Annotated in this window: 19 protein-coding genes; 9 read left to right on the top strand and 10 right to left on the bottom strand. The window is 68.9% G+C overall.

Going from position 1 to position 23,754, the window contains the following annotated elements:
• Positions 1 to 5: 5 nt before the first annotated feature.
• Both UN84_RS12535 and UN84_RS12540 read left to right on the top strand, forming a co-directional pair.
• Positions 6 to 1,583: an aldehyde dehydrogenase (NADP(+)) gene (locus tag UN84_RS12535; protein WP_173835008.1), complete on the top strand. Its 1,578-nt coding sequence runs from the start codon at positions 6 to 8 to the stop codon at positions 1,581 to 1,583.
• Between the two features lie 10 nt (positions 1,584 to 1,593).
• Complete coding sequence (locus UN84_RS12540) at positions 1,594 to 2,757, top strand: fumarylacetoacetate hydrolase family protein (RefSeq protein ID WP_052719410.1); 1,164 nt, start codon at positions 1,594 to 1,596, stop codon at positions 2,755 to 2,757.
• Positions 2,758 to 2,869: 112 nt separating this feature from the next.
• Here the strand turns inward: UN84_RS12540 and UN84_RS12545 are convergent, their stop codons facing one another.
• The 5 genes from UN84_RS12545 to UN84_RS12565 form a co-directional block, all read right to left on the bottom strand.
• On the bottom strand, positions 2,870 to 3,790 hold the full coding sequence (locus UN84_RS12545) for an SMP-30/gluconolactonase/LRE family protein (protein WP_046079039.1): 921 nt from the start codon (positions 3,788 to 3,790) through the stop codon (positions 2,870 to 2,872).
• Positions 3,791 to 3,853: 63 nt separating this feature from the next.
• Positions 3,854 to 4,867 carry an L-arabinose ABC transporter permease AraH gene (araH, locus tag UN84_RS12550; RefSeq protein ID WP_035592935.1) on the bottom strand — a complete coding sequence of 338 codons (1,014 nt, stop codon included), beginning with the start codon at positions 4,865 to 4,867 and terminating at the stop codon, positions 3,854 to 3,856.
• Between the two features lie 44 nt (positions 4,868 to 4,911).
• Entirely contained in the window at positions 4,912 to 6,405 is a 1,494-nt protein-coding gene (gene araG, locus UN84_RS12555; RefSeq protein ID WP_046079040.1) for an L-arabinose ABC transporter ATP-binding protein AraG, read from the bottom strand.
• Positions 6,406 to 6,463: 58 nt separating this feature from the next.
• Positions 6,464 to 7,456, bottom strand: coding sequence for an arabinose ABC transporter substrate-binding protein (locus UN84_RS12560; protein WP_046079041.1), 993 nt, complete (start codon positions 7,454 to 7,456; stop codon positions 6,464 to 6,466).
• Between the two features lie 324 nt (positions 7,457 to 7,780).
• Positions 7,781 to 8,896 carry an aldose epimerase family protein gene (locus UN84_RS12565; protein ID WP_235207407.1) on the bottom strand — a complete coding sequence of 372 codons (1,116 nt, stop codon included), beginning with the start codon at positions 8,894 to 8,896 and terminating at the stop codon, positions 7,781 to 7,783.
• A 272-nt stretch (positions 8,897 to 9,168) separates the two neighbouring features.
• Between UN84_RS12565 and UN84_RS12570 the strand changes: the two genes are divergently transcribed.
• Entirely contained in the window at positions 9,169 to 10,182 is a 1,014-nt protein-coding gene (locus UN84_RS12570) for a LysR substrate-binding domain-containing protein (protein WP_046079043.1), read from the top strand.
• Here UN84_RS12570 and UN84_RS12575 read toward each other — a convergent pair.
• From UN84_RS12575 to UN84_RS12585, 3 genes are all read right to left on the bottom strand, one after another.
• Positions 10,143 to 11,114: a Gfo/Idh/MocA family protein gene (locus tag UN84_RS12575; RefSeq protein ID WP_046079044.1), complete on the bottom strand. Its 972-nt coding sequence runs from the start codon at positions 11,112 to 11,114 to the stop codon at positions 10,143 to 10,145. The two genes, UN84_RS12570 and UN84_RS12575, sit on opposite strands and share 40 nt — an antisense overlap.
• A 131-nt stretch (positions 11,115 to 11,245) precedes the next feature.
• Positions 11,246 to 12,235 carry a DMT family transporter gene (locus UN84_RS12580; RefSeq protein ID WP_046079045.1) on the bottom strand — a complete coding sequence of 330 codons (990 nt, stop codon included), beginning with the start codon at positions 12,233 to 12,235 and terminating at the stop codon, positions 11,246 to 11,248.
• 159 nt (positions 12,236 to 12,394) lie between these two features.
• Complete coding sequence (locus UN84_RS12585) at positions 12,395 to 14,104, bottom strand: DEAD/DEAH box helicase (protein WP_035592930.1); 1,710 nt, start codon at positions 14,102 to 14,104, stop codon at positions 12,395 to 12,397.
• A gap of 398 nt (positions 14,105 to 14,502) precedes the next feature.
• On the opposite strand from UN84_RS12585, the gene UN84_RS12590 reads away from it, so the two are divergent.
• A complete protein-coding gene (locus tag UN84_RS12590; protein ID WP_035592929.1) occupies positions 14,503 to 14,952 on the top strand; it encodes a YaiI/YqxD family protein in 450 nt (149 codons plus the stop codon).
• A 56-nt stretch (positions 14,953 to 15,008) separates the two neighbouring features.
• Here the strand turns inward: UN84_RS12590 and UN84_RS12595 are convergent, their stop codons facing one another.
• Both UN84_RS12595 and UN84_RS12600 read right to left on the bottom strand, forming a co-directional pair.
• A complete protein-coding gene (locus tag UN84_RS12595) occupies positions 15,009 to 16,022 on the bottom strand; it encodes a glutathione S-transferase family protein (protein ID WP_046079046.1) in 1,014 nt (337 codons plus the stop codon).
• A 127-nt stretch (positions 16,023 to 16,149) separates the two neighbouring features.
• On the bottom strand, positions 16,150 to 17,049 hold the full coding sequence (locus UN84_RS12600) for a LysR family transcriptional regulator (RefSeq protein ID WP_046079047.1): 900 nt from the start codon (positions 17,047 to 17,049) through the stop codon (positions 16,150 to 16,152).
• 100 nt (positions 17,050 to 17,149) lie between these two features.
• On the opposite strand from UN84_RS12600, the gene UN84_RS12605 reads away from it, so the two are divergent.
• The 5 genes from UN84_RS12605 to kduD all read left to right on the top strand — a co-directional run bounded on the left by UN84_RS12605 (position 17,150) and on the right by kduD (position 23,689).
• Entirely contained in the window at positions 17,150 to 17,995 is an 846-nt protein-coding gene (locus tag UN84_RS12605; RefSeq protein ID WP_046079048.1) for a pirin family protein, read from the top strand.
• 202 nt (positions 17,996 to 18,197) lie between these two features.
• Positions 18,198 to 19,874 carry a peptidoglycan DD-metalloendopeptidase family protein gene (locus UN84_RS12610; RefSeq protein WP_237022317.1) on the top strand — a complete coding sequence of 559 codons (1,677 nt, stop codon included), beginning with the start codon at positions 18,198 to 18,200 and terminating at the stop codon, positions 19,872 to 19,874.
• Positions 19,875 to 20,052: 178 nt separating this feature from the next.
• Positions 20,053 to 21,852, top strand: a complete 1,800-nt coding sequence (locus UN84_RS12615) for an ABC transporter ATP-binding protein (protein WP_046080359.1) — start codon at positions 20,053 to 20,055, stop codon at positions 21,850 to 21,852.
• Between the two features lie 222 nt (positions 21,853 to 22,074).
• Entirely contained in the window at positions 22,075 to 22,911 is an 837-nt protein-coding gene (gene kduI / locus UN84_RS12620) for a 5-dehydro-4-deoxy-D-glucuronate isomerase (protein WP_046079049.1), read from the top strand.
• 16 nt (positions 22,912 to 22,927) lie between these two features.
• A complete protein-coding gene (gene kduD, locus UN84_RS12625; RefSeq protein WP_046079050.1) occupies positions 22,928 to 23,689 on the top strand; it encodes a 2-dehydro-3-deoxy-D-gluconate 5-dehydrogenase KduD in 762 nt (253 codons plus the stop codon).
• The last annotated feature ends 65 nt before the right edge of the window (positions 23,690 to 23,754 follow it).

The following is a 23,754-nucleotide window of genomic DNA, read 5'->3' on the forward strand; positions in this document are numbered from 1 at the left end:
GTTCCATGACACTGGAAGGCAAGCAACTGATCGGCCAGCAGGCCGTGCTCAGCGACGGCAAGGCGATCCAGGCCGTCGATCCCGCCACCGGCGAGACCCTGTCCCCGGTCTATCCCGGGGGTGGCCAGGCCGAGGTCGAGCGCGCCTGCGAGCTGGCCTGGGCCGCCTTCGATGCCTACCGCGAGACCGGCCTCGAGGCCCGCGCCGCGTTCCTCGAGACCGTGGCCGACGAGATCGAGGCCATCGGCGATGAGCTGATCACTCGCGCCATGGCCGAGTCCGGCCTGCCGCGGGCCCGCCTGGAAGGCGAGCGCGGCCGCACCTGCGGCCAGCTGCGCCTGTTCGCCAAGGTCGTGCGCGCCGGCGAGTGGCTCGACGTGCGCCTCGATCCGGCGCTGCCGGAGCGTCAGCCGATGCCTCGCGTCGACCTGCGCCAGCGTCATATCGCCCTGGGCCCGGTGGCCGTGTTCGGCGCCTCCAACTTCCCGCTGGCGTTCTCCGTGGCCGGCGGCGACACCGCCTCGGCGCTGGCCGCCGGCTGCCCGGTGGTGGTCAAGGCCCACTCCGCCCACCCCGGCACCTCCGAGCTGGTCGGCCGCGCCGTGCAGCGCGCCGTGGCCAAATGCGAGCTGCCCGAGGGCGTGTTCTCGCTGCTCTACGGCTCCGGCCGCGAGGTCGGCCAGGCGCTGGTGCGCGACGCACGCATCAAGGCCGTGGGCTTCACCGGCTCCCGCGGCGGCGGCACCGCGCTGATGCAGGCCGCCCAGGAGCGTCCCGAGCCGATCCCGGTCTACGCCGAGATGAGCTCCATCAACCCGGTGTTCCTGCTGCCGGAAGCGCTCCAGGCGCGCGGCCAGGTGCTCGGCGAGGCGTTCGTCGGCTCGCTGAACATGGGCGCCGGCCAGTTCTGCACCAATCCCGGCCTGGTGATCGCCGTCAAGGGCGAGGCGCTGGATGCCTTCGTGGCGTCGGCCGCCGAGGCGGTGAAGGGCTCCGCGGCCCAGACCATGCTGACCCCGGGCATCCATGACGCCTACGTGCAGGGCGTCGACGGCCTGGTCGCCAGCAGCAAGGCTCGCGAGATCGCCCGCGGCGCCACCGGCGAAGGCCCCAACGCCTGCCAGACCGGGCTGTTCGTGGCCTCCGCCGAGGACTTCATGAACGACGAGGCGCTGCAGGCCGAGGTCTTCGGCGCCACCTCGCTGGTGGTCGAGTGCGCCGACCTGGACGAGGTCAAGCGCGTGGCCGAGCACCTGGAAGGCCAGCTCACCGCCACCCTGCAGATGGACGACGCCGATCTGGACGCGGCCCGTGCGCTGCTGCCGACCCTGGAGCGTCGCGCCGGCCGGGTGATGGCCAACGGCTGGCCGACCGGCGTCGAGGTGTGCCACGCCATGGTCCACGGCGGCCCGTACCCGGCCACCTCCGACGCGCGCACCACCTCGGTGGGCAGCGCGGCGATCCATCGCTTCCTGCGCCCGGTGTGCTACCAGAACCTGCCCCAGGGCCTGCTGCCCGAGGCCCTGCGCGACGGCAACCCGGCCGGCGTCAGCCGCCTGGTCGACGGCCAGCGCGAGGCCTGAGGAGACGTCCATGTCCGATAGCATGACCTTCGCCCTGCCCGAGGATGCCGACCAGGCCCTGCTGGTCGGCCGGGTCTGGCGCGATGCGCCCCACCAGGGCCCGGCCCTGGTGGTGGTCCGCGACGGCCGGGTGGTCGACATCTCGGCGAGCGTCGCCTGCATGGCCGACCTGCTCGAGCGCGACGACGCGGCCGAGCTGGTGGCCACGGCCGAGGGCGAGGGCCTCGGCCCGGTCGGCGCGCTGCTGGAGCGTTCGCTGGCAAAGACGCCCGAGGCGCCCTACCTGCTCGCGCCCTGCGACGTCCAGGCGATCAAGGCCTGCGGCGTGACCTTCGCAGTCAGCCTGATGGAGCGGGTGATCGAGGAGCAGGCCGGCGGCGATCCGGCCCGGGCCGGCGAGCTGCGCGAGGAGCTGAAGCAGGTGATCGGCGGCGATCTGTCGAAGATCGTGCCCGGCTCCGAGGCGGCCATGGCGCTCAAGGCCGAACTCCAGGCCCGCGGCGCCTGGTCCCAGTACATGGAGGTCGGCATCGGGCCGGACGCCGAGGTCTTCACCAAGGCGCAGCCGCTGTCGGCGGTAGGCTTTGGCCGCGGCGTGGGGCTGCATCCGGCCTCCGAGTGGAACAACCCGGAACCGGAGATCGTGCTGGCGGTGGACGCCGCCGGCCGGCCCCGCGGCGCCTCGCTCGGCAATGACGTCAACCTGCGCGACGTCGAGGGCCGCAGCGCCCTGCTGCTGGGCAAGGCCAAGGACAACAACGCGTCCTGCGCCATCGGTCCGTTCATCCGCCTGTTCGACGAGCGCTTCACCCTGGACACGGTGCGCCGGGCCCGGGTGTCGCTGCGCATCGAGGGCGCCGACGACGGCTTCGTGCTGGAAGACGGCAGCGACATGGCCGAGATCAGTCGCGACCCGCTGGACCTGGTGCGCCAGACCCTCGGCGCGCATCACCAGTATCCGGACGGCTTCGTGCTGTTCCTCGGCACCATGTTCTCGCCGATCCAGGATCGCGACGGCGCAGGCCAGGGCTTCACCCACCACCTGGGCGACACGGTGACCATCGCCACGCCCTCGCTGGGCGCGCTGGTCAACCGCGTCGACCGCTCGGACCGGCTGCCGCCCTGGACCTACGGCATCCGCCAGTGGATGGCGGATCAGGCCAGACGGAGATAGAGAGGTATTCTCCGGGGACACGCGGGTCCCCGGCCTCTCTCACCACATGAAAAGGGGCGGCCCATCCGGGCCGCCCCTTTCTTCTTTCCTCTCGTCGTTTCCTGACCTTTGACTATCCGCTCTCGCGCCACGCCTCTGATTCGCGATCGGCCTCCACCCGAAACGGCGTGGGCGCCAGGCCCCGCACGCCGGGGCGGACCCGGAACAGTCCGCCGGCCAGGCCCTCGGCGTCGCGCGCCTCCGCCGCAGTGGTGATGTAGAGCGTGTCGAGATCCGGCCCGCCGAAGGCGCAGGAGGTGACCCGCGAGGCCGGCAGCGGCAGCGTCTCGTCGAGGCGGCCGTCGGGGGCGAAGCGGCTGACGCGCCCGCCCTCCCAGTGGGCCACCCAGAGCCCGCCGTCGGCGTCGCAGGCCATGCCGTCGGGGAAGCCCTGGGTCTCGCCGAAGCGGATATGCTCGCGCTTTTTCGCGAGGCTGCCGTCGGGCGCCAGATCGAAGGCGTGGATCACCCGCCGCGGGGTGTCGCTGTGATAGAGGGTGCGGCCGTTAGGCGAGATCGCCGGGCCGTTGGCGACCCGGTAGCCCGTATCGAGCCGCCGCAGCGTCCGGCCCTCCAGGCGATAGAGCGCACCGCTGGAACGCTCGGCGGCGTCGTCCATGGAGCCGAACCACAGCCGCCCTTCCCGATCGACCTTGGCGTCGTTGAAGCGATTGCCGGCGGGTTCGTCGTCGGGGGTCGGCCAGTCGGCGACGATGCGCGGCCCGCCCGCCTCCAGGCGCAGGTGGACCAGCCGCGAGCGCAGCCCGGCGATGAAGCCGTCGCCGTCGTCGCGGGGCGCCAGCCAGCAGCAGGCCTCGTCCAGCGGCCAGTCGCGGGTCTCGCCGCGGGCCAAATCGAAGGCGTGCAGGCGAGCGCCGAGGATGTCGACGAACAGCAGCCGGCCGGCGTCGCCGCGCTCGGGGCACCACAGCGGCCCCTCGCCGAGCCTGGCGCGACCGGCCCAGACGCATTCCAGTGTCGAGGCATCGACCATGGGGTTCTCCGTGCTCGAGAGTCAGCGAAGCGCGGCCCCGCCGGACGGCGGGGCCGCGGCGGGTCAGGCGCGCTGTCGGCGGGTCTGCTTCCAGCGGTCGAACATCACCGCCAGCAGCAGGATGGCGCCGCGCACCAGGTACTGATAGAAGGTCGGCACGTTGAGCAGGCCCATGGCGTTCTGCACGCAGCCCATGATCATCACGCCCACCAGCACCCCGGTGATCGAGGCGATGCCGCCGGACAGCGCCACGCCGCCCAGCACGCAGGCCGAGATCACGGCGAGCTCCAGCCCCTGGGAGGTGTTGGGATCGCCGAGGCCCATGCGCGAGGTCAACAGCACCCCGGCGATGCCGGCGACCACGCCCTGCAGGCCGAACACGATGATCTTCAACCGCCGCACGTTGACCCCGGCCAGGGCCGCGGCCTCGGCGTTGCCGCCGGTGGCCAGCACGTTGCGGCCGAAGGCGGTCATGTTGAGCAGCACGCCGAAGATCACGAAGCAGGCGATCATGGTCCACACCGGCAGGGTCAGCCCCAGGAAGGAGGCGCTGCCCAGCTCGAAGAAGGCCGGCACGGTGATCATCACCGCGTCGCCGCCGGAGGTGATGTAGGCCAGGCCACGCACGAACTCCATGGCCGCCAGGGTGGCGATCAGCGAGTTGATGCCGAAGCGCGCCACCACGAAGCCGTTGAAGGCCCCCACCGCGCCGCCGGCGACCACGCCGCCCAGCACGCCGATGATCACGCTGCCCGAGGCCGAGGTGGCCACGGCGGCGACCACCCCGGCGAAGGCCACGATGGAGGCCACCGAGAGGTCGACCTCGCCCAGCGCCAGCACCAGCATCATGGTGGTGGCGATGGTGCCGATCAGCGTCACCGAGAGCAGCAGGCCGACCATGTTGCGGCCGGTGAGGAAGTCGGGGATGAACACCGACAGCGCCACGAACAGCACGGCGAAGATGGCGATCAGTCCCGAGGTGTCGAGCAGGGTGCGCAGCGGCTTGGTCAGCCCCTGGCGGCCCTGGGGACGCGCCGGGGCGTCGCCCTCGCCCTGCGCGATCTTTTGCGTCGTCATAGCGGTTTCTCTCGTGTCTTGTCGTTCAGAAGTCATTGCAGGCATCAGGCCGGCAACGCCAGGCCCAGCAGGCGCTCCGGCGTGGCCTCGTCGCGTGCCACCACGTCGACCAGGGCGCCGTCGCGCATCACCCCGATGCGGTCGCAGATCGAGCTGACCTCGGCCAGGTCGCTGGAGATCACCACCACACTCTTGCCCTGGTCGGCCAGGTCATAGAGCAGGGTGTAGATGTCGCGCCGGGCGCCGACGTCGATGCCGCGGGTCGGCTCGTCCATCACGAACAGCTCGATCTCCTCGGACAGCCAGCGGGCCAGGATCACCTTCTGCTGGTTGCCGCCGGACAGCGTGCTGATACGGGTGCGCGGCCCCGGGGTCTTGATGCTCAGCCGGTCGATGTACTCGCGGGTATTGGCCAGCTCCCGCGACGGCTGGCGGAACAGTCCCCAGCGCTTGTAGAAGCGCCGACAGCTGACGTTGAGGTTGTCGGTGACGCTGGCGATGGGAAAGATGCCCTGGGACTTGCGATCCTCCGGGCACATGGCGATGCCGGCGCGGATCGCCTCGCCGGGAGTGCGAAAATGCCTGGGCTGGCCTGCGAAGCGCACCTCGCCGGACTTCTGGCGCTCGACGCCGCACACCAGCCGCATCAGCTCGCTGCGCCCGGCGCCGACCAGGCCGAACAGGCCGAACACCTCGCCGCGACGGACGCTGAAGCTGACCGGCTCGCTCAGCCCCTTGCCGTCGATGGCGTCGATGGCCATCAGCTCCTCGCCGGCCTCCCGGGCGCGGTAGCCATAGACGTCGTCGATGTCACGGCCGACCATCTCGCTGACCAGGGTGTCGTGGTCGAGTGCCTCGAGGCTGTCGTGGGTGCGGATATGCTGACCGTCGCGGAATACCGTGACGGCATCGCACATCTCGAACACCTCCTCCATGCGGTGGGTCACGTAGAGCACCACCCGGCCCTCGTCGCGCAGCCGCTGGACGATACGCTTGAGCTGGCGGGTCTCCTGCACCGACAGCGAACTGGTCGGCTCGTCGAAGGCGATCACCTTGGCGTCGCGCAGCAGGGCGCGACCGATCTCGATCATCTGCTGCTGGCCGATGGACAGGTCGCGGACCTTGGTCGACGGGTGGATCTCGTCCTCGCCGAGATCGCGCAGGATGCGCAGCGCCTCGTCGCGCATCCGGCGGCGGTCGACGAAGCCGCGCCGGGCCGGCAGCTGGCCGAGCAGCAGGTTCTCGGCCACCGACAGGTTCGGCGACAGCGTCAGCTCCTGATAGATGATGGCGATGCCCTGGCGCAGGGCCTGACGGGCATTGGCGAAGACGTGACGTTCGCCGCCCAGCCACAGGGCGCCCTCGGTGACGCGATTGACGCCACTGAGCACCTTGAGCAGGGTCGACTTGCCGGCGCCGTTCTCGCCCATCAGGGCGTGCACCTGGCCGGCGTGGGCGGCGAAGCTCACCCCGTCCAGCGCACGCACGCCGGGGAACTCGACGCTGATGCCATCGAAGCGCAGATACGGGTCTGTCATGGCAGCGGACTCCTGCACGATGAACGATCCCGGGCCTTCACGGCCCGGGCCGGCGGATTCAGAGGCCGAGCTCATCGCGCACGTCCTGCCAGTTGTCACGGGTCATCAGGGTGCCGGAGGTCACGGTGTTGGCCTGGGGCTTCTCGTCCTCGGTGATCCAGGCATAGAGGTTCTCCGCGGTCTGACGGCCGTGCATGGTGGAGCTCACCGCCACGGTGCCGTGGAAGCCGGTGGGCGTCTCGCGCGAGAACTCGGCGAAGGCCGCGCCGGAGCCGTTGATGCCCACGCCGATCACGTCCTCGGCGCCCAGGCCGTACTGCTCGCTGGCGCGCACGCCGCCCAGCACGCTCTCCTCGTTGAGGGCGTAGATCACCCAGTGCTCGAAGTCGCCGCGCTTGGCGAACACCGGCGAGGCCGCCGAGAAGGCGCTGCTGGTGTCGGTGTTCTGCTGGGGGGCGTCGAAGATGTTGTCCTCGTTGAAGCCCGACTCGAGCAGCGCATCGGTGGCACCGTCGGTGCGCTCCTTGGCGGTAGGCAGCTCGTAGTTGGTGATGCGCAGCGCGGCGACCTCCTCCGGGTCCCAGCCGCGCGCCTCCATCTCGGCGGCGATGGCATCGCCCACCTGCTGGCCGATCTTGTAGCCGGACATGCCCAGGTGCGGCACGCCCTCCATGGGCTCGCCGTCGGGGCCGACGAAGCGGTCGTCCACGGTGACCACCTTCATGCCGTACTGCTCGGCACGGTTCATGATCGCCGGTCCCAGGCGCACGTCCGGCGGGCAGATCACGAAGCCCTGGGCGCCCTGGGAGTTGAGGTTGTCGATGGCGCTGAGCACCTGCTGGCCGTCCTCGCCGGCCAGGCGCACCACCTCGAAGCCCTGCTCCTCGCCGACGGCGGTGGCGGCCTGCTGCTCGTTGATGAACCAGGCCTGTTCGGGCTTCTTGACGATGAAGCCCATGGTGACGTCGTCCTGGGCCTGGGCACCGGTGAAACCTGCCATGGCGATGGCGCCGCCGAGGGCCAGACGTGCGAATCGAGACGTGAGAGTCATGCCGTGCTCCTTTCGCCCCTGCCGGGGTCATTGTTGTTGGAAGTGGCTGTCGCTGGAGAGCGTTGTCGTGGGATATCGAGTCGGTCGAAAGACGCTGTTCACCCTAGCCAGCGCCCGGCATAACCTTCTAATACGCAAACGCCGTACGATTGATATGCGCTTTGCTATCACGACGAGAAGAAGCACCCTTGCAGGCCGACCGACCGCCGTCGTCGCACAACGGCCACCACGACTAAAGTTGCTGTCGCGCCGCCGTGCCGGGGCCTTGGACGAAAAACGCCGCCCCATCGAGGGCGGCGTCACAGGTCTTGCTCAGCGCTCATCTCAGCCGTCGTCGGCGTCGGTCGAGAAGCGATAGACCGTCAAGGAGCGATAGGTCTCGCCGGGCTCGAGGATCGTCGAGGGGAAACCCGGCTGATTGGGCGAGTCGGGAAAGTGCTGGGTCTCCAGCGCGAAGCCGGAACGCTTGCCGTAGGGCTCGCCGCCCTTGCCGGTTACGCTGCCGTCGAGGAAATTTCCCGAATAGAACTGCAGGCCGGGCTCGGTAGTGGCGATCTCGAGCACGCGGCCGCTGCCGGGATCGACGACCCGGGCCGCGCGCCGCGGTGCCTCCAGCGGAGCGCTGTCCATGGCCAGCACGAAGTTGTGATCGTAGCCGCCGCCGCGTTCGAGCTGGCGATGGTCGTCACCGATGCGCGCGCCGATCGGCGTCGGCCCGCGGAAGTCGAAGGGCGTGTCCGCCACGTCGCGGATCTCGCCGGTGGGGATCAGCGTCGCGTCGACCGGGGTGAAGGCATCGCCGTGGATCGTCAGCTCGTGATCGAGAATGCTGGGATCGCCCTCGCCGGCGAGATTGAAGTAGCTGTGCTGTGTCAGATTGACCGGCGTCGGCCGGTCGGTCTCGGCGCGATAGCGGACCTCCAGGGCGTTGGCGTCGGTCAGGGTATAGCTGACCGTCGCCTCGAGCCGCCCGGGGTAGCCCTCCTCGCCGTCCTCGCTGACAGTGCGCAGGATCACGCCCTCGCCGTCTTCGCCGCTGAACGGTTCGGCGTCCCACAGCCGGCGATCGAAGCCCTGCCGGCCGCCGTGCAGGTGATTGTCCCCATCGTTGGTGGCCAGCTGGTGAGTCACCCCGTTCAGGGTGAATCGCCCCTGGTCGATGCGGTTGCCATAGCGGCCGATCAGCGCGCCGAAATAGGGGTTCAACTGCCGATAGGCGTCGGACAGGTAGCCATCCAGGCGATCGAAGCCGAGCACGATGTCCTCGACCTTGCCTTCCCGATCCGGCGCCCGCAGTGACACGATGATGCCGCCGTAGTTCATGACCTCGACCGTCAGACCGCGGTCGTTGGAGAGGCGATACAGGGTGACCTCTCGGCCGTCGGGCAAGGCGCCGAACGACGAGGCCTCGACGCCCTTTTTCTGCTGATGATCCGGCATGTTCTCCCCACTTCGTTGAGATGATTCGTCGGCCATGGCGGCACCATGACCGATCATGAGCAAGCCGGCGGCCCCGACGAAGGCCCGGCATCGTGTCGCGTCGAACATAGCGGAAAGTCCCCTTTATCAGGATCGGCACATTGCGGTAGAACGGGTCTCGACCGCAGCGGGGAGGCGCAGGAGGCGCTCCTCGATGCCACCCTAGGCAAGGCCGACCGACAAGGACCAATAATGTTCGCCATGACGGTTGATACACAAAGCGTTATCGCACCATGAAGGCCACGCATCCCCCCGAGGCCCTGCCACCGGACTGGTTTCTGAGGGCTCGACTAAAGTTCCGCCACCTGCAGCTGTTCGTCGCCCTCGACGAGCAGCGCAACCTGCATCGCGCCGCCGAGAGCCTCGGCATGAGCCAGCCGGCGGCCTCCAAGCTGCTCGGCGATCTGGAGACGCAGCTCGGCGTGGCGCTGTTCGAACGTCATCCTCGCGGGCTCGCGCCCAACTGGTACGGCGAATGCCTGATCCGCCATGCCCGCGGCATCGTCTCCCAGCTGCAGCACGCCGGCGAGGAACTCAACGCCCTGGAGGCGGGCAATGCCGGGGTGGTCTCCGTCGGCACGGTAATGGCGCCGGCGGTGACGCTGCTGACCAGCGCCATCGAGCGGGTGCATCGCGACCTGCCCGGCCTCAAGATTGGCGTCGACGTGGGGGTCAGCCGGGACCTGATCCCCCGGCTGCTGGAGGGCGAGCTCGACTTCGCCATCACTCGCGTCCCCGCCGGCTTCCCGGCCGAGCGCTTCGTGTTCGAGGAGATCGGCGAGGAGGCGCTGTGCTTCGTGTGCCGCGAGGGCCATCCGCTGAGCGGACAGTCCGCGCTGTCGCTGGAGGCGATGGCCGCCTATCCCTGGGCGCTGCAACCCCCGGGGGCGCTGATGCGCCAGCGGGTCGACGGCCTCTTCCTGCAGCACGGGGTCGCACCGCCGCGCCAGATCGTCGACACCCCCGATGTGCTGGTGGCCCTGGCGCTGGTCGACAAGTCGGACACCCTCACCGTGACCACCCGCGAGGCCGCCGACCTGCTGTGCGCGCCGCAGCGCTTCCGTCGGCTGCCCTTCGAGGAGGCGCTGAGCGTGCAGCCCTACGGCCTGGTAAGCCTGCGCGACCGGCGCCTGTCTCCCGGTGCCGCGACCCTGATGAGCACCCTGCGCGAGCTGGTGGCCCATCAACGCTCACTCCAGACCGAACCTCAGCCCTCGAACGCTTCGACGCTCTCCCTGCGCCCGTAGAGGAAGGCATCGGCCACCTGCCGCAGCGGCGCAACGTCCACCTCGGAGCGACCGGCGGCGGCCAGCTCGGCGAAGCGCGCGTAGAGCCCGGCGTATTCCTGGCCGACCATGGCGGCCAGCCGCGATGGCTCGTCGTTGCCGTCGCCGGTGGGCGCATCCACCACCACCTCGTCGTCGATCAGCAGGCGATTGCCGCCGTGAGTCAGGCGCAGGCGGCCGGCGTCGGTCTCGACGCGCACCTCCCAGATCACCTCGCCGGTCTGGCGGAAATCGAAGTCGGCGGCGATCGGCGCCTCGTCGGCATCCATGAAGGCCAACCGGGCGGCGATGGGCGTCTGGCAGTTGGCCGGCACCTCGAGGGTCGCCTGGCGCAGGAAGAACGGCCGCGGCAGCACCCGGGTGGCCACCGAGAGAGCGTTGATGCCGGGGTCGAAGACGCCCATGCCGCCAGGCGCCCACAGCCAGCTCTGGCCGGGATGCCAGACGCGCACGTCCTCCTTCCACTCGATCGCGACGCGCTCGATGCGGCGCTCGGCCAGCCATTCGCGCGCCGCGGCCACGCCGCCGGCCTGCTGGGAGTGCCAGGCGGCGAACAGCGTGCCCGGGCAACGCTCGGCCAGCTCGACCAGCGCCGCGACCTCGCTGAGCGTGGCCCCAGGCGGCTTCTCCAGCAGCACGTGCTTGCCGGCCTCCAGCGCCAGGCGCGCCTGGGCGTAGCGCAGGTGGGTCGGGGTGCAGATCGCCACGGCGTCGAGGCCGGGCTCGGCGGCGAGCATCGCCTCGAGAGAGGCATGGTGCGGCAGGCCATCGATGCCGGCCGCGGGGTCGGCGCCGGCCACCAGGCGCAGGTTCGGGTTGGCCTGGATGGCCGGCAGGTGCTGGTCCCGGGCGATCTTGCCGAGACCCACGAGACCGATGGAAAGCGAAGACATGGCGGTTCCTGACGGATGGCTGATGGTGAGCGGACCATATCAGAGCAAATGTCGAACATATAGTTCGAGGGCTCGTCGACCCGCCGCGGCCTCTCGCCCGGCCGCCGTTCCGCCACGTGGCTGGGCCGGGATCAACGCGGCCCGGCGCCCTCTCCCTGCCCCTCGACGAGCGAGCCCACGGAGGGCTCGACAGCGGCCTCCTCGAGGAGCTCCCGCGAATCCGGCGCCCCGGCGGCCACCTTCTCGCGCTGGCGACGCAGATCCCGCAGGGTGCTGATCAGCATCGCCGCCACGATCACACCCCCACCGATGAAGGCCGCCACGGTGGGCACCTCACCGACCCAGACCCACACCAGCAGGGTGCCGACCAGGGTCTCGAGCAGCATCACCAGGCTGACCTCGGCGCCCGGCAGGTAGCGCGGCCCGGTCTGGATGCCGAAGTAGGCGACCGTCAGCAGCACGCCCATCGCCAGCAGGTACTGCATGTCCACCGCCGACGGCAGCTGCACGCCCCCCAGTAGCGCGCCAGGCAGCATCATGGCCAGGCAGCCCAGGGGCAGGATCACCGTGGTATCGACCCCGCGTCGGGACTGGCTCTTCTGAGCGCTGGCCACGGTGGTGTTGATGGCGATGCACAGCGGCACGATCAGCGCCACGGCCAGGCCCAGGGGGCTGCCGACGCCGATCTCCCCGCTGGCCATCAGGCAGGCACCGGCCACGCAGACCACGATCACCACCCAGGTCTGGCGGCGCAGCCGCTCGCCGAAGACCCACCAGCCGATCAGCGCGGCCACCAGCGGCGCCAGGTTCATCATTACCAGCACGTTGCCGGCGGAGGTGAGACGGTTGGCGATCACGAAGGCCCAAGCACTGCCGGCGAAGGCCAGTGGGCACCACCAGGCCGCCGGGCCGCAGGCCTTCACCGCCGCCGGCAGCTCACGACCGTAGCGCCACCAGGCGAGGCCCAGCAGGGTGAGGCCGAGCAGCAGCCCGCGCCAGAACATGAAAGTGGCGATGTCCACCGTGGTGGCCTTGACCAGCAGGGCATCCGGCGACAGGAACAGCACCCCCATCATGGTGATCAGATAGCCCCGCAGGCGAAACGGCAAACGTGACCACATCGTCGCTCTCCCCCTCGGCAAGCATGCCGGCAATACGGTGATGAATCGGTGGTGACAAACGACGAGCAGGCCGGGGTTTCCCCCGGCCTGCTCGGCTTGACGGTGCGTGCGGCGCTCGCTCCTGCGTCAGGAGCGAGGCCTCACGCTAGCGAGATCGCCTCAAGCGCGTTCGCGACGCGGCACCGGACCGTCATCGTCGCGGCGGCGGCGCGGCGCACGCTCGGCAGGCGCGCGGTCTTCGCTGATTTCCAGCGGACGACCCGCGACCCGGGCGCGCCCCATCTTGTCGAGGATGCTCGACGGCAGGTTGTTCGGCAACTCGACGACGGAAAATGCATTGCGGATGTCGATCCGGCCAATGCGGTTACCCTCGATGCCGCCTTCGTTGGCCAGGGCGCCGACCAGCTGGCCGGGCTTGACGCCGTCCTTGTGACCCACGGACACGCGGTAGCGGGTCATGCCTTCGCGCGGCGCACGATCACGGGGACCGCTCTCGCGGCGGGCCGGCTTGCCGTCGCGGCGCTCGTTGCGCTCCTTGCGCGGCGCCTGGAGGCGGCCGATCGGCGCCTCGTCGGCGCGCGCCAGGGCGGAGAAGGCGCAGGCCAGGTCGACCGGATCGTAGCCTTCACCGATCAGCTGCTCGATCAGCGCACGCTGCTCCTCGGCGCCCTTGGTGACGGCGGCGACGGCGCGCTGGTGGAAGACCTGATCACGATGGGCGCGAATGGCGGCCTCGTCGGGCAGGTCCATCTCGCTCATCTTCTGGCCGGTGGCCTGCTCCAGCCAGCCGACCTTGCGGCCTTCGCGGTTGCCGGCGAAGGTGATCGCCACGCCGTTGCGGCCGGCACGGCCGGTACGGCCGATGCGGTGGGTGTAGGCCTCGGCATCCTGGGGCAGGTCATAGTTGATGACATGGGTGATGCGCGGCACGTCGAGACCGCGGGCGGCCACGTCGGTGGCGATCAGCACGTCGACCTTGCCGCGCTTGAGGCGGGTGATGGTGCGCTCGCGCAGGCTCTGGTCCAGGTCACCGGACAGGCTGGCCACGTTGACGCCACGGGCGGAGAGCTGCTCCATCAGGGTGGTGCAGGCGGCCCGGGTACGCACGAAGACGATGGCGGCATCGACCGGCTCGACCTCGAGGATGCGCGCCAGCGCTTCCTGCTTGGCACCGCCATCGATGCGCACGCGACGCTGCTCGATGTTCTCGCCGGTGGTGGTGCGGGACTCGATGGCAACCTTGACCGGCTCGACCAGGTAGCGGTTGACGATGCGCTCGATCTCGGTCGGCAGGGTCGCGGAGAAGAACACGCGCTGGGCGTCCTGCGGGGTGTCGGCGACCACGCGCTTGACGTCGTCGATGAAGCCCATGCGCAGCATCTCGTCGGCTTCGTCCAGCACCAAGGCGGAGAGGCCGTCGAGCTTCAGGCTGCCGCGGTCCAGGTGATCGATGATGCGGCCGGGGGTGCCGACCACGACCTGAGCGCCACGACGCAGGGCCTGCATCTGGTCGCGATATTCCATGCCGCCGCACAGGGTGGCGACTTCCAGGCCCTTGAGGTTCTGGCCATACTTGGTGAAGGAGACGGCCACCTGCTGGGCCAGCTCACGGGTCGGCGCCATCACCAGCACCTGGGGCGCGCGCTTGTCGAGATCGAGGCGCGAGAGCAGCGGCAGGGCGAAGGCCGCGGTCTTGCCGGTACCGGTCTGGGCCTGGCCCAGCATGTCGCGGCCTTCCAGCAGGGCCGGAATGGTCTGTGCCTGAATCGGAGACGGGGTCTGATAGCCGAGGGTCTCGATGGCGGAGAGAACGGCAGGCAGCAGGGCCAGATCGCCGAAACTCGGCGAGGCGACGGAAGTCGAGGTCATGAATCACACCTTGGTAGGCCGGCATCGCCGGCAAGAAACATCGTGGCGCCCCCGACGCGGTAATACGCTCGGGGATCCTGCACGAGGCAGGTCGTCGTCAACATCGGAGTCGGGGACGCCGGTCGCACCTGGCATCGGTTCGAGCCCGCCATGGCAGGCGAACCGTCGTGGCGACCGTCTGCGCCGAATTCGCCCGGGTGGCGAACTCTCGGCGGCGCTCCATCTTCACAGTCCGAACGCGTTGGGCGGTTGGCCCGGCGTCTTCGCGAGCGTCGCAGTCACGATTCGTGAAGCGGCGCTGAGTATGATGGTGGGGTCAGCACATGCGAGGAAGCGCGCATGCTACCATCGCGGCCCCAGGCTGGCCAGCCTTTTCCGCCTTACCTCCAGGAGCCCCCATGCCGAACCTTTGGGTCGACGCCGATGCCTGCCCGCGGATCGCCCGCGAGATCATCGTGCGCGCCGCCGAACGCACCGCCACCCCGACCACCTTCGTCGCCAACCACCAGGTGCCGCTGCCGCCCTCGAAGTGGGTCAAGGGCATGGCGGTCAGCCACGGCTTCGACGCCGCCGACGACGAGATCGTCGACCGCCTGGCCAGGGGTGACCTGGTGATCACCTCCGACCTGCCGCTGGCCCTGGCCGCCATCGAGCGCGGCGCCAGCGTGATGACCAGCCGCGGCGAGGCGCTGAACGAGAGCAACATCCGCGCCCGGGTTCAGATGAGGGACTTCATGGAGACGTTACGTGCCAGCGGCGAGCACACCGGCGGACCCAAGGGCTACTCGGACGTCGACCGCCGGGAATTCGCCAACGCGCTGGACAGATGGTTGGCGAAACAGCAGTAATGAAGTGAGGTGTGAGGAGGAAGGAGTGAGGCACTCCCCCCTCACTCCTCTTCTCCTCACGCCTTACCGACCTTATCGCGAATCCCGCGCCCCGGCAGACGCTCACGGTCGTGGGGACGCTCGAGGCCGAGCAGCGGTCCGGCCGGCACGATGCCGTTGGGGTTGATGGTCTTGTGGCTCATGTAATAGTGGCGCTGGATATGATCCATGTTCACCGTCTCGGCCACCCCCGGCCATTGGTAGAGCTCGCGCACGTAGTTCGAGAGGTTCGGGTAGTCCTCGATCCGGCGCAGGTTGCACTTGAAGTGACCGTAATAGACGGCGTCGAAGCGCACCAGGGTGGTGAACAGGCGAATGTCGGCCTCGGTAAGCCACTCTCCCGCCAGGTAGCGCCACTCGGACAGCCGCGTTTCCAAGCGGTCGAGCGCGGCGAACAGCGCCTCGACGTGGCGCTCGTACACGTCCTGCTCGGTGGCGAAGCCGGCCTTGTAGACGCCGTTGTTGACGTGGTCGTAGACGTCGGCGTTGACGGCATCGATGGTCTCGCGCAGATCCGTCGGATAGAGGTCCAGTCGATTGCCGGTCAGCCCGTCGAAGGCGTCATTGAAGATGCGTACCAGGTCCGCCGACTCGTTGCTGACGATGCGCTCCTCCTGCCGGTCCCACAGCGCGGGCACCGTGACCCGACCGGTATAGTGCGGGTCGGTCAGGGTATAGAGCTGATGGTGGAAGTCGACGCCGTTGAGCGGATCGCCGCTCGAGCCTTCGTCACGATGATAGGTCCAGCCCTGGTCGAGCATCAGCGGGCTGGTGTGCGAGACACCGACCAGCGGCTCGAGCCCCTTGAGGCGACGCATGATCAGCACGCGATGCGCCCAGGGACAGGCCAGCGACACATAGAGATGGTAGCGGTCGGCCTGGGCGGCGCACGCCGGGCGCCCGTCGGGGCCGGGGCTACCATCGGGCGTGATCCAGTCGCGCAGCTTGGCGGATTCGCGCACGAACTCGCCGCCGTGCGCCTTGGTGTCATACCACTGGTCGTGCCACTGGCCGTCGATCAGCAAGCCCATCTCGATTTCCTCTTTCAGAACTTTTGCACCTAGCCTAAACCGAGTAAATCGAAGCTCAAGCGCAGTTTTTGGCCGTCATTGTTCGTTTTCTTCGAAAGATCAGGCGGCACGGCGACGCTACGCCGCATCATTCCTCACCGCCGCCGACCTCGCGCACGCTGTCACGCAGCTGCTGGGCCATGGCCCGAGTGGCCGGCCCGGCGCGGTCCTGGTCGCGATGGATGAGCTGGATGGGAATCTCGCGCACCCCGCCGGCCGTCAGCGGCAGCGGCTTGAGCCGCCCGGCCTCCAGGCTGTCGCCGAGCCGCGTCTCGGGCACCCAGGCGAAGCCGAGGTTACGCTCCAGCATGCCGATGGAGGTGTCGAGGTGGCTGACCGTCCAGCGCTGCTCGGCCTTGAGCCAGCCGGAATCCTGGGAGCGGCCCTGGGCGGAGTCGCGCACCACCAGCTGACGGTATTGCTCGAGGTCGCGCAGATCGAGCTCGCGCCCCAGCCGATGCAGCTCGTGGTCGGGGTGGGCCACGGCGATGAACCGCACCGTCACCAGCGGCTCGCCCAGGAACCCCTGGGCGCCGAGCCCCGAGATCAGCAGATCGGCCTCGCCGTCCTGGAGCATCTCGACGCCGCCGTTGAGCACCGTCTCGTGGAGCTGCACGCGCACATAGGGAAAGGCCGCGGAGAAGGCATCCAGCGCCCGCGCCAGGGCATCCGGCGGGAAGATCTGGTCGATGGCCAGCACGATCTCGGCCTCCAGGCCTTCGGCCAGGCGAGAGGCCACGTCCTCCAGCGACGCGGCGTTGTCGAGCAACTGACGAGCGCGTCTCAGCAGCATCTCGCCGGCCTCGGTCAACCGCACCTGGCGCCCTATCGGCTCCAGTACCGCCACCCCGAGCTGCTCTTCCAGCTTGTGGACCGCATGATTGAGCGTCGAGGGGCTCTTGTGGATGGCTTCGGCGGCCCGCGAGAAGCCGCCATGATCGACCACCGCGGCCAGCATCTGCCACTGAGCGAGGGTGACACGGGACATGTTCGATTTCCTCGAATGTAATGCGCGAAACGTTGCGCTTAATCTTCGAAAAAATCGGCCTAGAATGCCAGTCATTCCATTCCCCAGGGAGATCGAGACGATGACCCAGCCCATCGACCGCCGCCCCCAGCGTCGCCTGAAGAGCCATCCCAGCCAGGACGGCGACGGCGTCGCCATCCACCGCCTGCACGACTTCGGCGGCGGCCTGGATCCGTTCCTGATGCTCGACGAGCTCGAGGCGGCGCCCCACGACAACGCCATCGGTGGCTTTCCGCCGCATCCCCACCGCGGTATCCAGACCCTGACCTACGTCCTCCACGGCGGCCTGCGCCATGAGGATCACCTCGGCCATCACTCGAGCATCGGCGCCGGCGGCGCCCAGTGGATGCATACCGGCCGCGGCATCATCCACGGCGAGACGCCCTTCGCCGACGCGCATGGCCTGCATGCCTTCCAGCTGTGGCTCAACCTGGCCGCCAGCAACAAGATGAGCGAACCGACCTATCGCGACGTGCCCGGCGACGAGATGCCGCACCTGGCCCGGCCGGGCGCCCGGCTAACGGCCCTCGGCGGGGACTGGGTAGCGGCCGACGGCGAGCGCGTCAGCGGCCCTCTCGATGCCCTGGCCGGCCGGGCCGGCGTGGCCCACGTCACCCTAGAGGCCGGCGGTGACATCGCTCTCGAGGCCGACGCCAGCACCCTGCTGGTGTTCGTCTTCGCCGGCCAACTCGAGATAGCGGGCGATGGCGTCACCCGGGGCGAACTCGTGCGCCTCGGTGATGGCGGACGACTGTCCCTGGCAAGCGACGCCGGTGCCCAGGCCCTGCTGCTGGCGGGCGAACCCCACGGCGAGCCGATCGCCCATTACGGCCCCTTCGTGATGAATCACCGCCACGAGCTCGACCAGGCACTGCGCGACTATCGGGATGGCAGTCTCACCGACTAAGCCGGAAGCAGGGTTGCCGAAGGCGGGTGAAGCATGGCAAGGTCGAATTAATAAACACTGTTCACGGACTCGGCTCGCCCGCTCTCGGGCCGGGTCCGCGCTCTGCTGTATAGGTGTACAGCCTAGGCACCCTAATCGTCATGGGTTAAGGTTCTAGTGCCTTTTTATGCGTTTACACCTATTTCACACGGCTAAAACCATCATGCGAATCCTTCGTTCGCTGCCCCGCACGCACAAGTTGCTGCTGTTGCCCGTTGCCACCATGGTCACCGTGCTGGGCGCCCACAAGATTCTGACTTCCGTCGAGGATGCCCGCCAGGGCCATCAGAATCAGGACACCGTTCTGGTTCCCCTCGGCGAAGACGCCAGCCCCGGCGTTCCCTCCATCGCCCTGGATCGCGCCCCGGTCGCCGAGGCCATCGAACTCGCCTCGCGCGCCCGGGATGCCACCCGGGAAGCCATTCCCCTCTCCGAACTGACCGCCTCCGAGATCGTCGACGTGGACTTCGCCCGCGCCGCGCAGGCCAGCGGCGAGGTCGACGACGCCGAGGTCACCGCCCCGCAGATCGACGACACCGCGCGCCACCTGGCCATCGTGATCGGCACGATCGGCAACGGCATGCTGACCGATGACGAACAGGTGGTCGCCGACGCCACTTCCTACGAGGACGTCTCCTCGGACGAACTCGAACTGTTCGACGATGGCCCCATCGTGCTCGAGGACGAGATCGACGCCGACGAGCCCTATGTGCCCGAGTGGCTGGCCTATACGGTCGAGCCCGGCGATACCTTCGCGATCATGGCGCAGGAAAACCTTGGGCTGGGCTACAGCGAGGTCACCGCCCTGCTCGAGACGCTCCCGGAGCCGCGGATGCTCACCCACTGGCGCGCCGGCGACCGCTTCGAGTACCAGCTCGACGAGCAGGGCAAGCTGCTGTCGATGCGCATGATGAAGAACGCCCGCGACGGCTATCTGGTCAAGCGTGACGACGAGGGCGCGCTGGACGTGGCCACCATCGAACGCACCGGCGAGGCCACCCAGCGGCTCTATGCCGGCACCGTCAGCGGCAGCTTCGCGCGCTCGGCCCAGGCCACCGGCCTGAACAGTGCCGAGGTGGCCGAGCTCTCCCACGTGCTAGAGAAGAAACTCGATTTCCGCCGCGACACCCGTCGCGGTGATCGTTTCAGCGTGCTGGTGGAATCCGACCTGATCGACGGCGAGGACCTCGATCCGCGCGTGCTGGCGGTCAGCTACGAAGGCTCGCGCATGGACCTGACCCTGGTGCGCAACGCCGAGGACAATCGCTTCTACACGCCGGATGGCGAGAGCCTGGACCCGGCCTTCGACCGCTACCCGTTCAGCGGCCACTATCGCATCAGCTCCAACTTCAACCTGCGTCGCCATCATCCGGTGACCGGGCGCATCAGCCCGCACAAAGGCACCGACTTCGCCATGCCGAGCGGCACGCCGGTGGACGCGCCGGCCGACGGTCGCGTCGAGCTGGTGGGCAACCATCCCCTGGCCGGCCGCTACATCGTGATCCGCCACGACAACGGCTACAAGACCCGCTACCTGCACCTCTCCAAGCCGCTGGTCAGCCGCGGCGAGCGGGTGACACGCGGCGAACGCATCGCGCTCTCCGGCAACACCGGACGCAGCACCGGTGCCCACCTGCATTACGAGGTGATGGTCAACAACACCCAGGTGGACGCCATGAAAGTGGAACTGCCGGAGCATCAGGGCCTGAGTGGCGATGCCCTGGTCGCCTTCCAGCGCGAGGCCGAGCCCATGCTGGCGGCCCTGGAGAGCGGCGAGACCGGTACCACGGTGGCCAGTACCGGCACCGAGCCGAGCGACGCCTCCGACGATGGCAGCTGACCGCCAGGCCTTGCCGCCGGCCCCATGACGACGCCCCGCCCCGTGCGGGGCGTCGTCGTATCGTCCCTCTCTATCGTCGGCCGCGGCCTCCGCTAGACTGGGGCTTTCCTGCCGACAACGGAGCCCACCCTTGTCCTCGCGCGCCGCACCGCCCTCCTCCGTCTCTTCCCCCCTGGCCATGCTCGGAGTGTTCCGCTACAGCCACCGGGCGCTGGGCCTGGTGTGGCAGACCTCGCGCCGCCTGACGCTGGGGCTGGCCCTGTGCACCCTGGTCGCCGGCGTGATGCCCGCCGTGGCCGCTTGGGTCGGCCAGCTGATCGTCGACGGCGTGGTCGCCGGCATGGAACGCCACCAGGCCGGCACGCCGCTCCTGCCAGAGCTGTGGCCGGTGCTGCGCTTCGTGCTGCTGGAAGCCGGCGTGGTGGCGCTGATCGCCCTGGCCCAGCGCGGCCTGGCCGCCCAGCAGTCGCTGCTGCGCGCCCTGCTCGGCCAGAAGGTCAACGTCATGATCCTGGAGAAGGCCGGTCGCCTGTCGCTTGCCCAGTTCGAGGACTCCGAGTTCTACGACAAGCTGACCCGGGCCCGGCGCGAAGCCTCGACCCGCCCCCTCGGGCTGGTCAACAAGACCTTCTCGCTGCTTCAGAACGCCATCTCGCTGGCCAGCTTCGGCGTGCTGCTGGTCGGCTTCTCGCCCTGGGCGCTGCTGGTGCTGGTGATCGGCGCCCTGCCGGTGTTTCTCTCCGAGGCACGCTTCTCCGGCGACGCCTTCCGACTGTTCCGCTGGCGTTCGCCGCAGACCCGCATGCAGATGTACCTGGAAACCGTGCTGGCTCGGGAGGACAGCATCAAGGAGGTCAAGCTGTTCGGCCTCGAGCCGCTGCTGCTCGACCGCTACCGGCGCATCTTCGAGACGCTCTATGCCGAGGACCGGCGGCTGACGATCCGCCGCGAGACCTGGGGCTTCCTGCTCGGCCTGCTGGGCACCCTGGCCTTCTACGCCGCCTACGCCTGGGTGGTGGCGGACACCGTGGCCGGCCGGCTGACGCTGGGCGAGATGACCATGTATCTGATGGTCTTCAAGCAGGGCCAGGCGGCGCTATCGGCAAGCCTGACCGCCATCGGCGGCATGTACGAGGACAACCTCTACCTCTCCAACCTCTACGAGTACCTGGAGCAGCCGGTGCCCGAAGAGACCGGGCATCTCACCAAGGGCGTCCGACCCGGCGACGGCATCCGCTTCGAGGGCGTGGGCTTCACCTATCCCGGGGCCGAGACGGCGGCGCTCTCAGGCATCGACCTTCACTTGGTCCCCGGGGGCAGTCTGGCGCTGGTCGGCGTCAACGGTTCGGGCAAGACGACCCTGATCAAGCTACTGACCCGCCTCTACGATCCCACCGAGGGGCGCATCCTGCTCGACGGCAGCGACCTGCGCGACTGGGACCGGGCGACCCTGCGCCGGCGCATCGGGGTGATCTTCCAGGACTTCGTGCGCTACCAGCTCAAGGTCGGCGAGAACCTCGGCGCCGGCGACGTGGCCGCCTTCGAGGACGAGACCCGCTGGCAGGAGGCCGCCCACCGCGGGCTCGCCGAGGACTTCATCGCCGACATGCCGGGCGGCTACCACACCCAGCTGGGGCGCTGGTTCAAGGGCGGGCAGGAGCTCTCCGGCGGTCAGTGGCAGAAGATCGCCCTGGCCCGCGCCTACATGCGCGAGGAGGCCGACATCCTGGTGCTCGACGAGCCCACCGCGGCCATGGACGCCGCCGCCGAAGCCGCGGTTTACGCCGACTTCCGCGACCATGCCCGGGACAAGATGACGGTACTGATCTCGCACCGTTTCTCCACCGTGCGCGCCGCCGACCAGATACTGGTCATCGACGGAGGACGCATCCTCGAGCGCGGCGACCACGCGAGCCTGATGGAACTCGACGGCCGCTATGCCGGGCTGTTCCGGCTGCAGGCTCAGGGGTATCGCTGAGCGGCCTTCTCGGGGTATCAGCCCAGGCTTTCATGGCACCTGTGTCGCCCCCGCCTCCCCCTCCACGCGTCATGTCAGGCCCATTCTGCGACCTGCTACGCCGCCTAGCCGTTTCCGCAAGAAGAACCTTGACGCGTCAGCAGCGCGCTTGAAGCAGACACGTGCAGGTGATATTTTGAACCTTCGTTTTGATTTTATAAAACCAACGGTTCTGGAGGACGCATGGAGATTCGTCAGGCGATTCACAGCGAACATGCCAAGACCCTGGATACCCAGGGCCTGCGCGACCAATTCCTGATCGAGGAGTTGTTCGTCAACAACCAGCTCAAGCTGGTGTACAGCCATATCGACCGCATCATTGTCGGCGGCGCACAGCCCGTCGAGGAGCCGGTGGTAGTGCCCGCTTCGCTGGGCAAGCAGACCGGCACCGACTACTTCCTCGAGCGCCGCGAGCTCGGCACCATCAACATCGGCGGCCCCGGGGCGGTCGTCGTCGACGGCACCCGCCACGAGATCGGCACCCACGAAGGACTCTACATCGGCAAGGAAAGCCGGGATGTCCAGTTCGAGAGCACGGACCCAGCCACCCCGGCGGCCTTCTACATGGCCTGCGCCCCGGCTCACCAGGCTCACCCGACACGCAAGGTGACCCTGGAGGATGCCTCGCCCCAGACCCTCGGCGACACCGCCAACAGCAACAGGCGCACCATCTACAAGTTCCTGGTGCCGGACGTGCTGCCCACCTGCCAGCTGCTGATGGGCATGACTCGGCTCGAGGAAGGCAGCCTGTGGAACACCATGCCTTGCCATACCCATGAGCGGCGCATGGAGGCCTACTTCTACTTCGACATGGCCGACGACAACCTGGTCTTCCACATGATGGGCGAGCCCCAGGAGACCCGGCACCTGGTGGTGCGCAACCGCCAGGCCGTGCTGTCGCCGAGCTGGTCGCTGCACTCCGGCGTCGGCACCGGCAGCTACACCTTCATCTGGGCCATGGTCGGCGAGAACCAGACCTTCCCCGACATGGACCATGTCGCCATGGCGGACCTGCGCTGAACCGCGAGGAGGACCCATGAGTGCATCGCTTTTCGACCTGAGCGGCAAGACCGCCATCATCACCGGCTGCAACACCGGCCTCGGCCAGGGCATGGCGCTGGGACTGGCCGCTGCCGGCTGCAACATCGTCGCGGTCAACCGCCGCGCCCCCGAGGAGACCCAGCGCCGCGTCGAGGCACTGGGCGTGGGCTTCCTGGCCGTGGACGCCGACCTGGCCAGCACGGCACCGATCGACGACATCCTCGCCCAGACCGAGGCGCGCTTCGGCGGCGCCGACATCCTGGTCAACAACGCCGGCATCATCCGCCGCGCCGACAGCCTGGAGTTCACCGAGCAGGACTGGGACGAGGTCCTCGACGTCAACCTCAAGAGCCTGTTCTTCCTCTCCCAGGCCTTCGCCCGCCGCTGCATCGACGGCCGGCGTCGGGGCAAGGTCATCAATATCGCCTCCATGCTGTCATTCCAGGGTGGCATCCGGGTGCCCTCCTACACCGCCTCCAAGAGCGGCGTACTGGGGCTGACCCGTCTGATGGCCAACGAGTGGGCGGCCCGCGGCATCAACGTCAATGCCATCGCCCCCGGCTACATGGCCACCAACAATACCGAGGCCCTGCGCCACGACCCCGAGCGCAGCCGCGAGATCCTGGGTCGCATCCCGGCCGGGCGCTGGGGAGATCCCGAGGACCTGGCCGGCGCCGCGGTCTTCCTGGCCTCCTCCGCCGCGGATTACGTCCATGGCCATACCCTCGCCGTGGACGGCGGCTGGCTGGCACGGTAAACGCCATGCCCCGTCACCAACGCATGACGCGGCCCGAAGGCCGCGTCATGCGTTGCACGGAGGAA

Origin of the sequence: Halomonas sp. HG01 (assembly GCF_000968715.2) — a bacterium.
In the GTDB taxonomy this organism is placed as follows: Bacteria; Pseudomonadota; Gammaproteobacteria; order Pseudomonadales; family Halomonadaceae; genus Halomonas; species Halomonas halophila.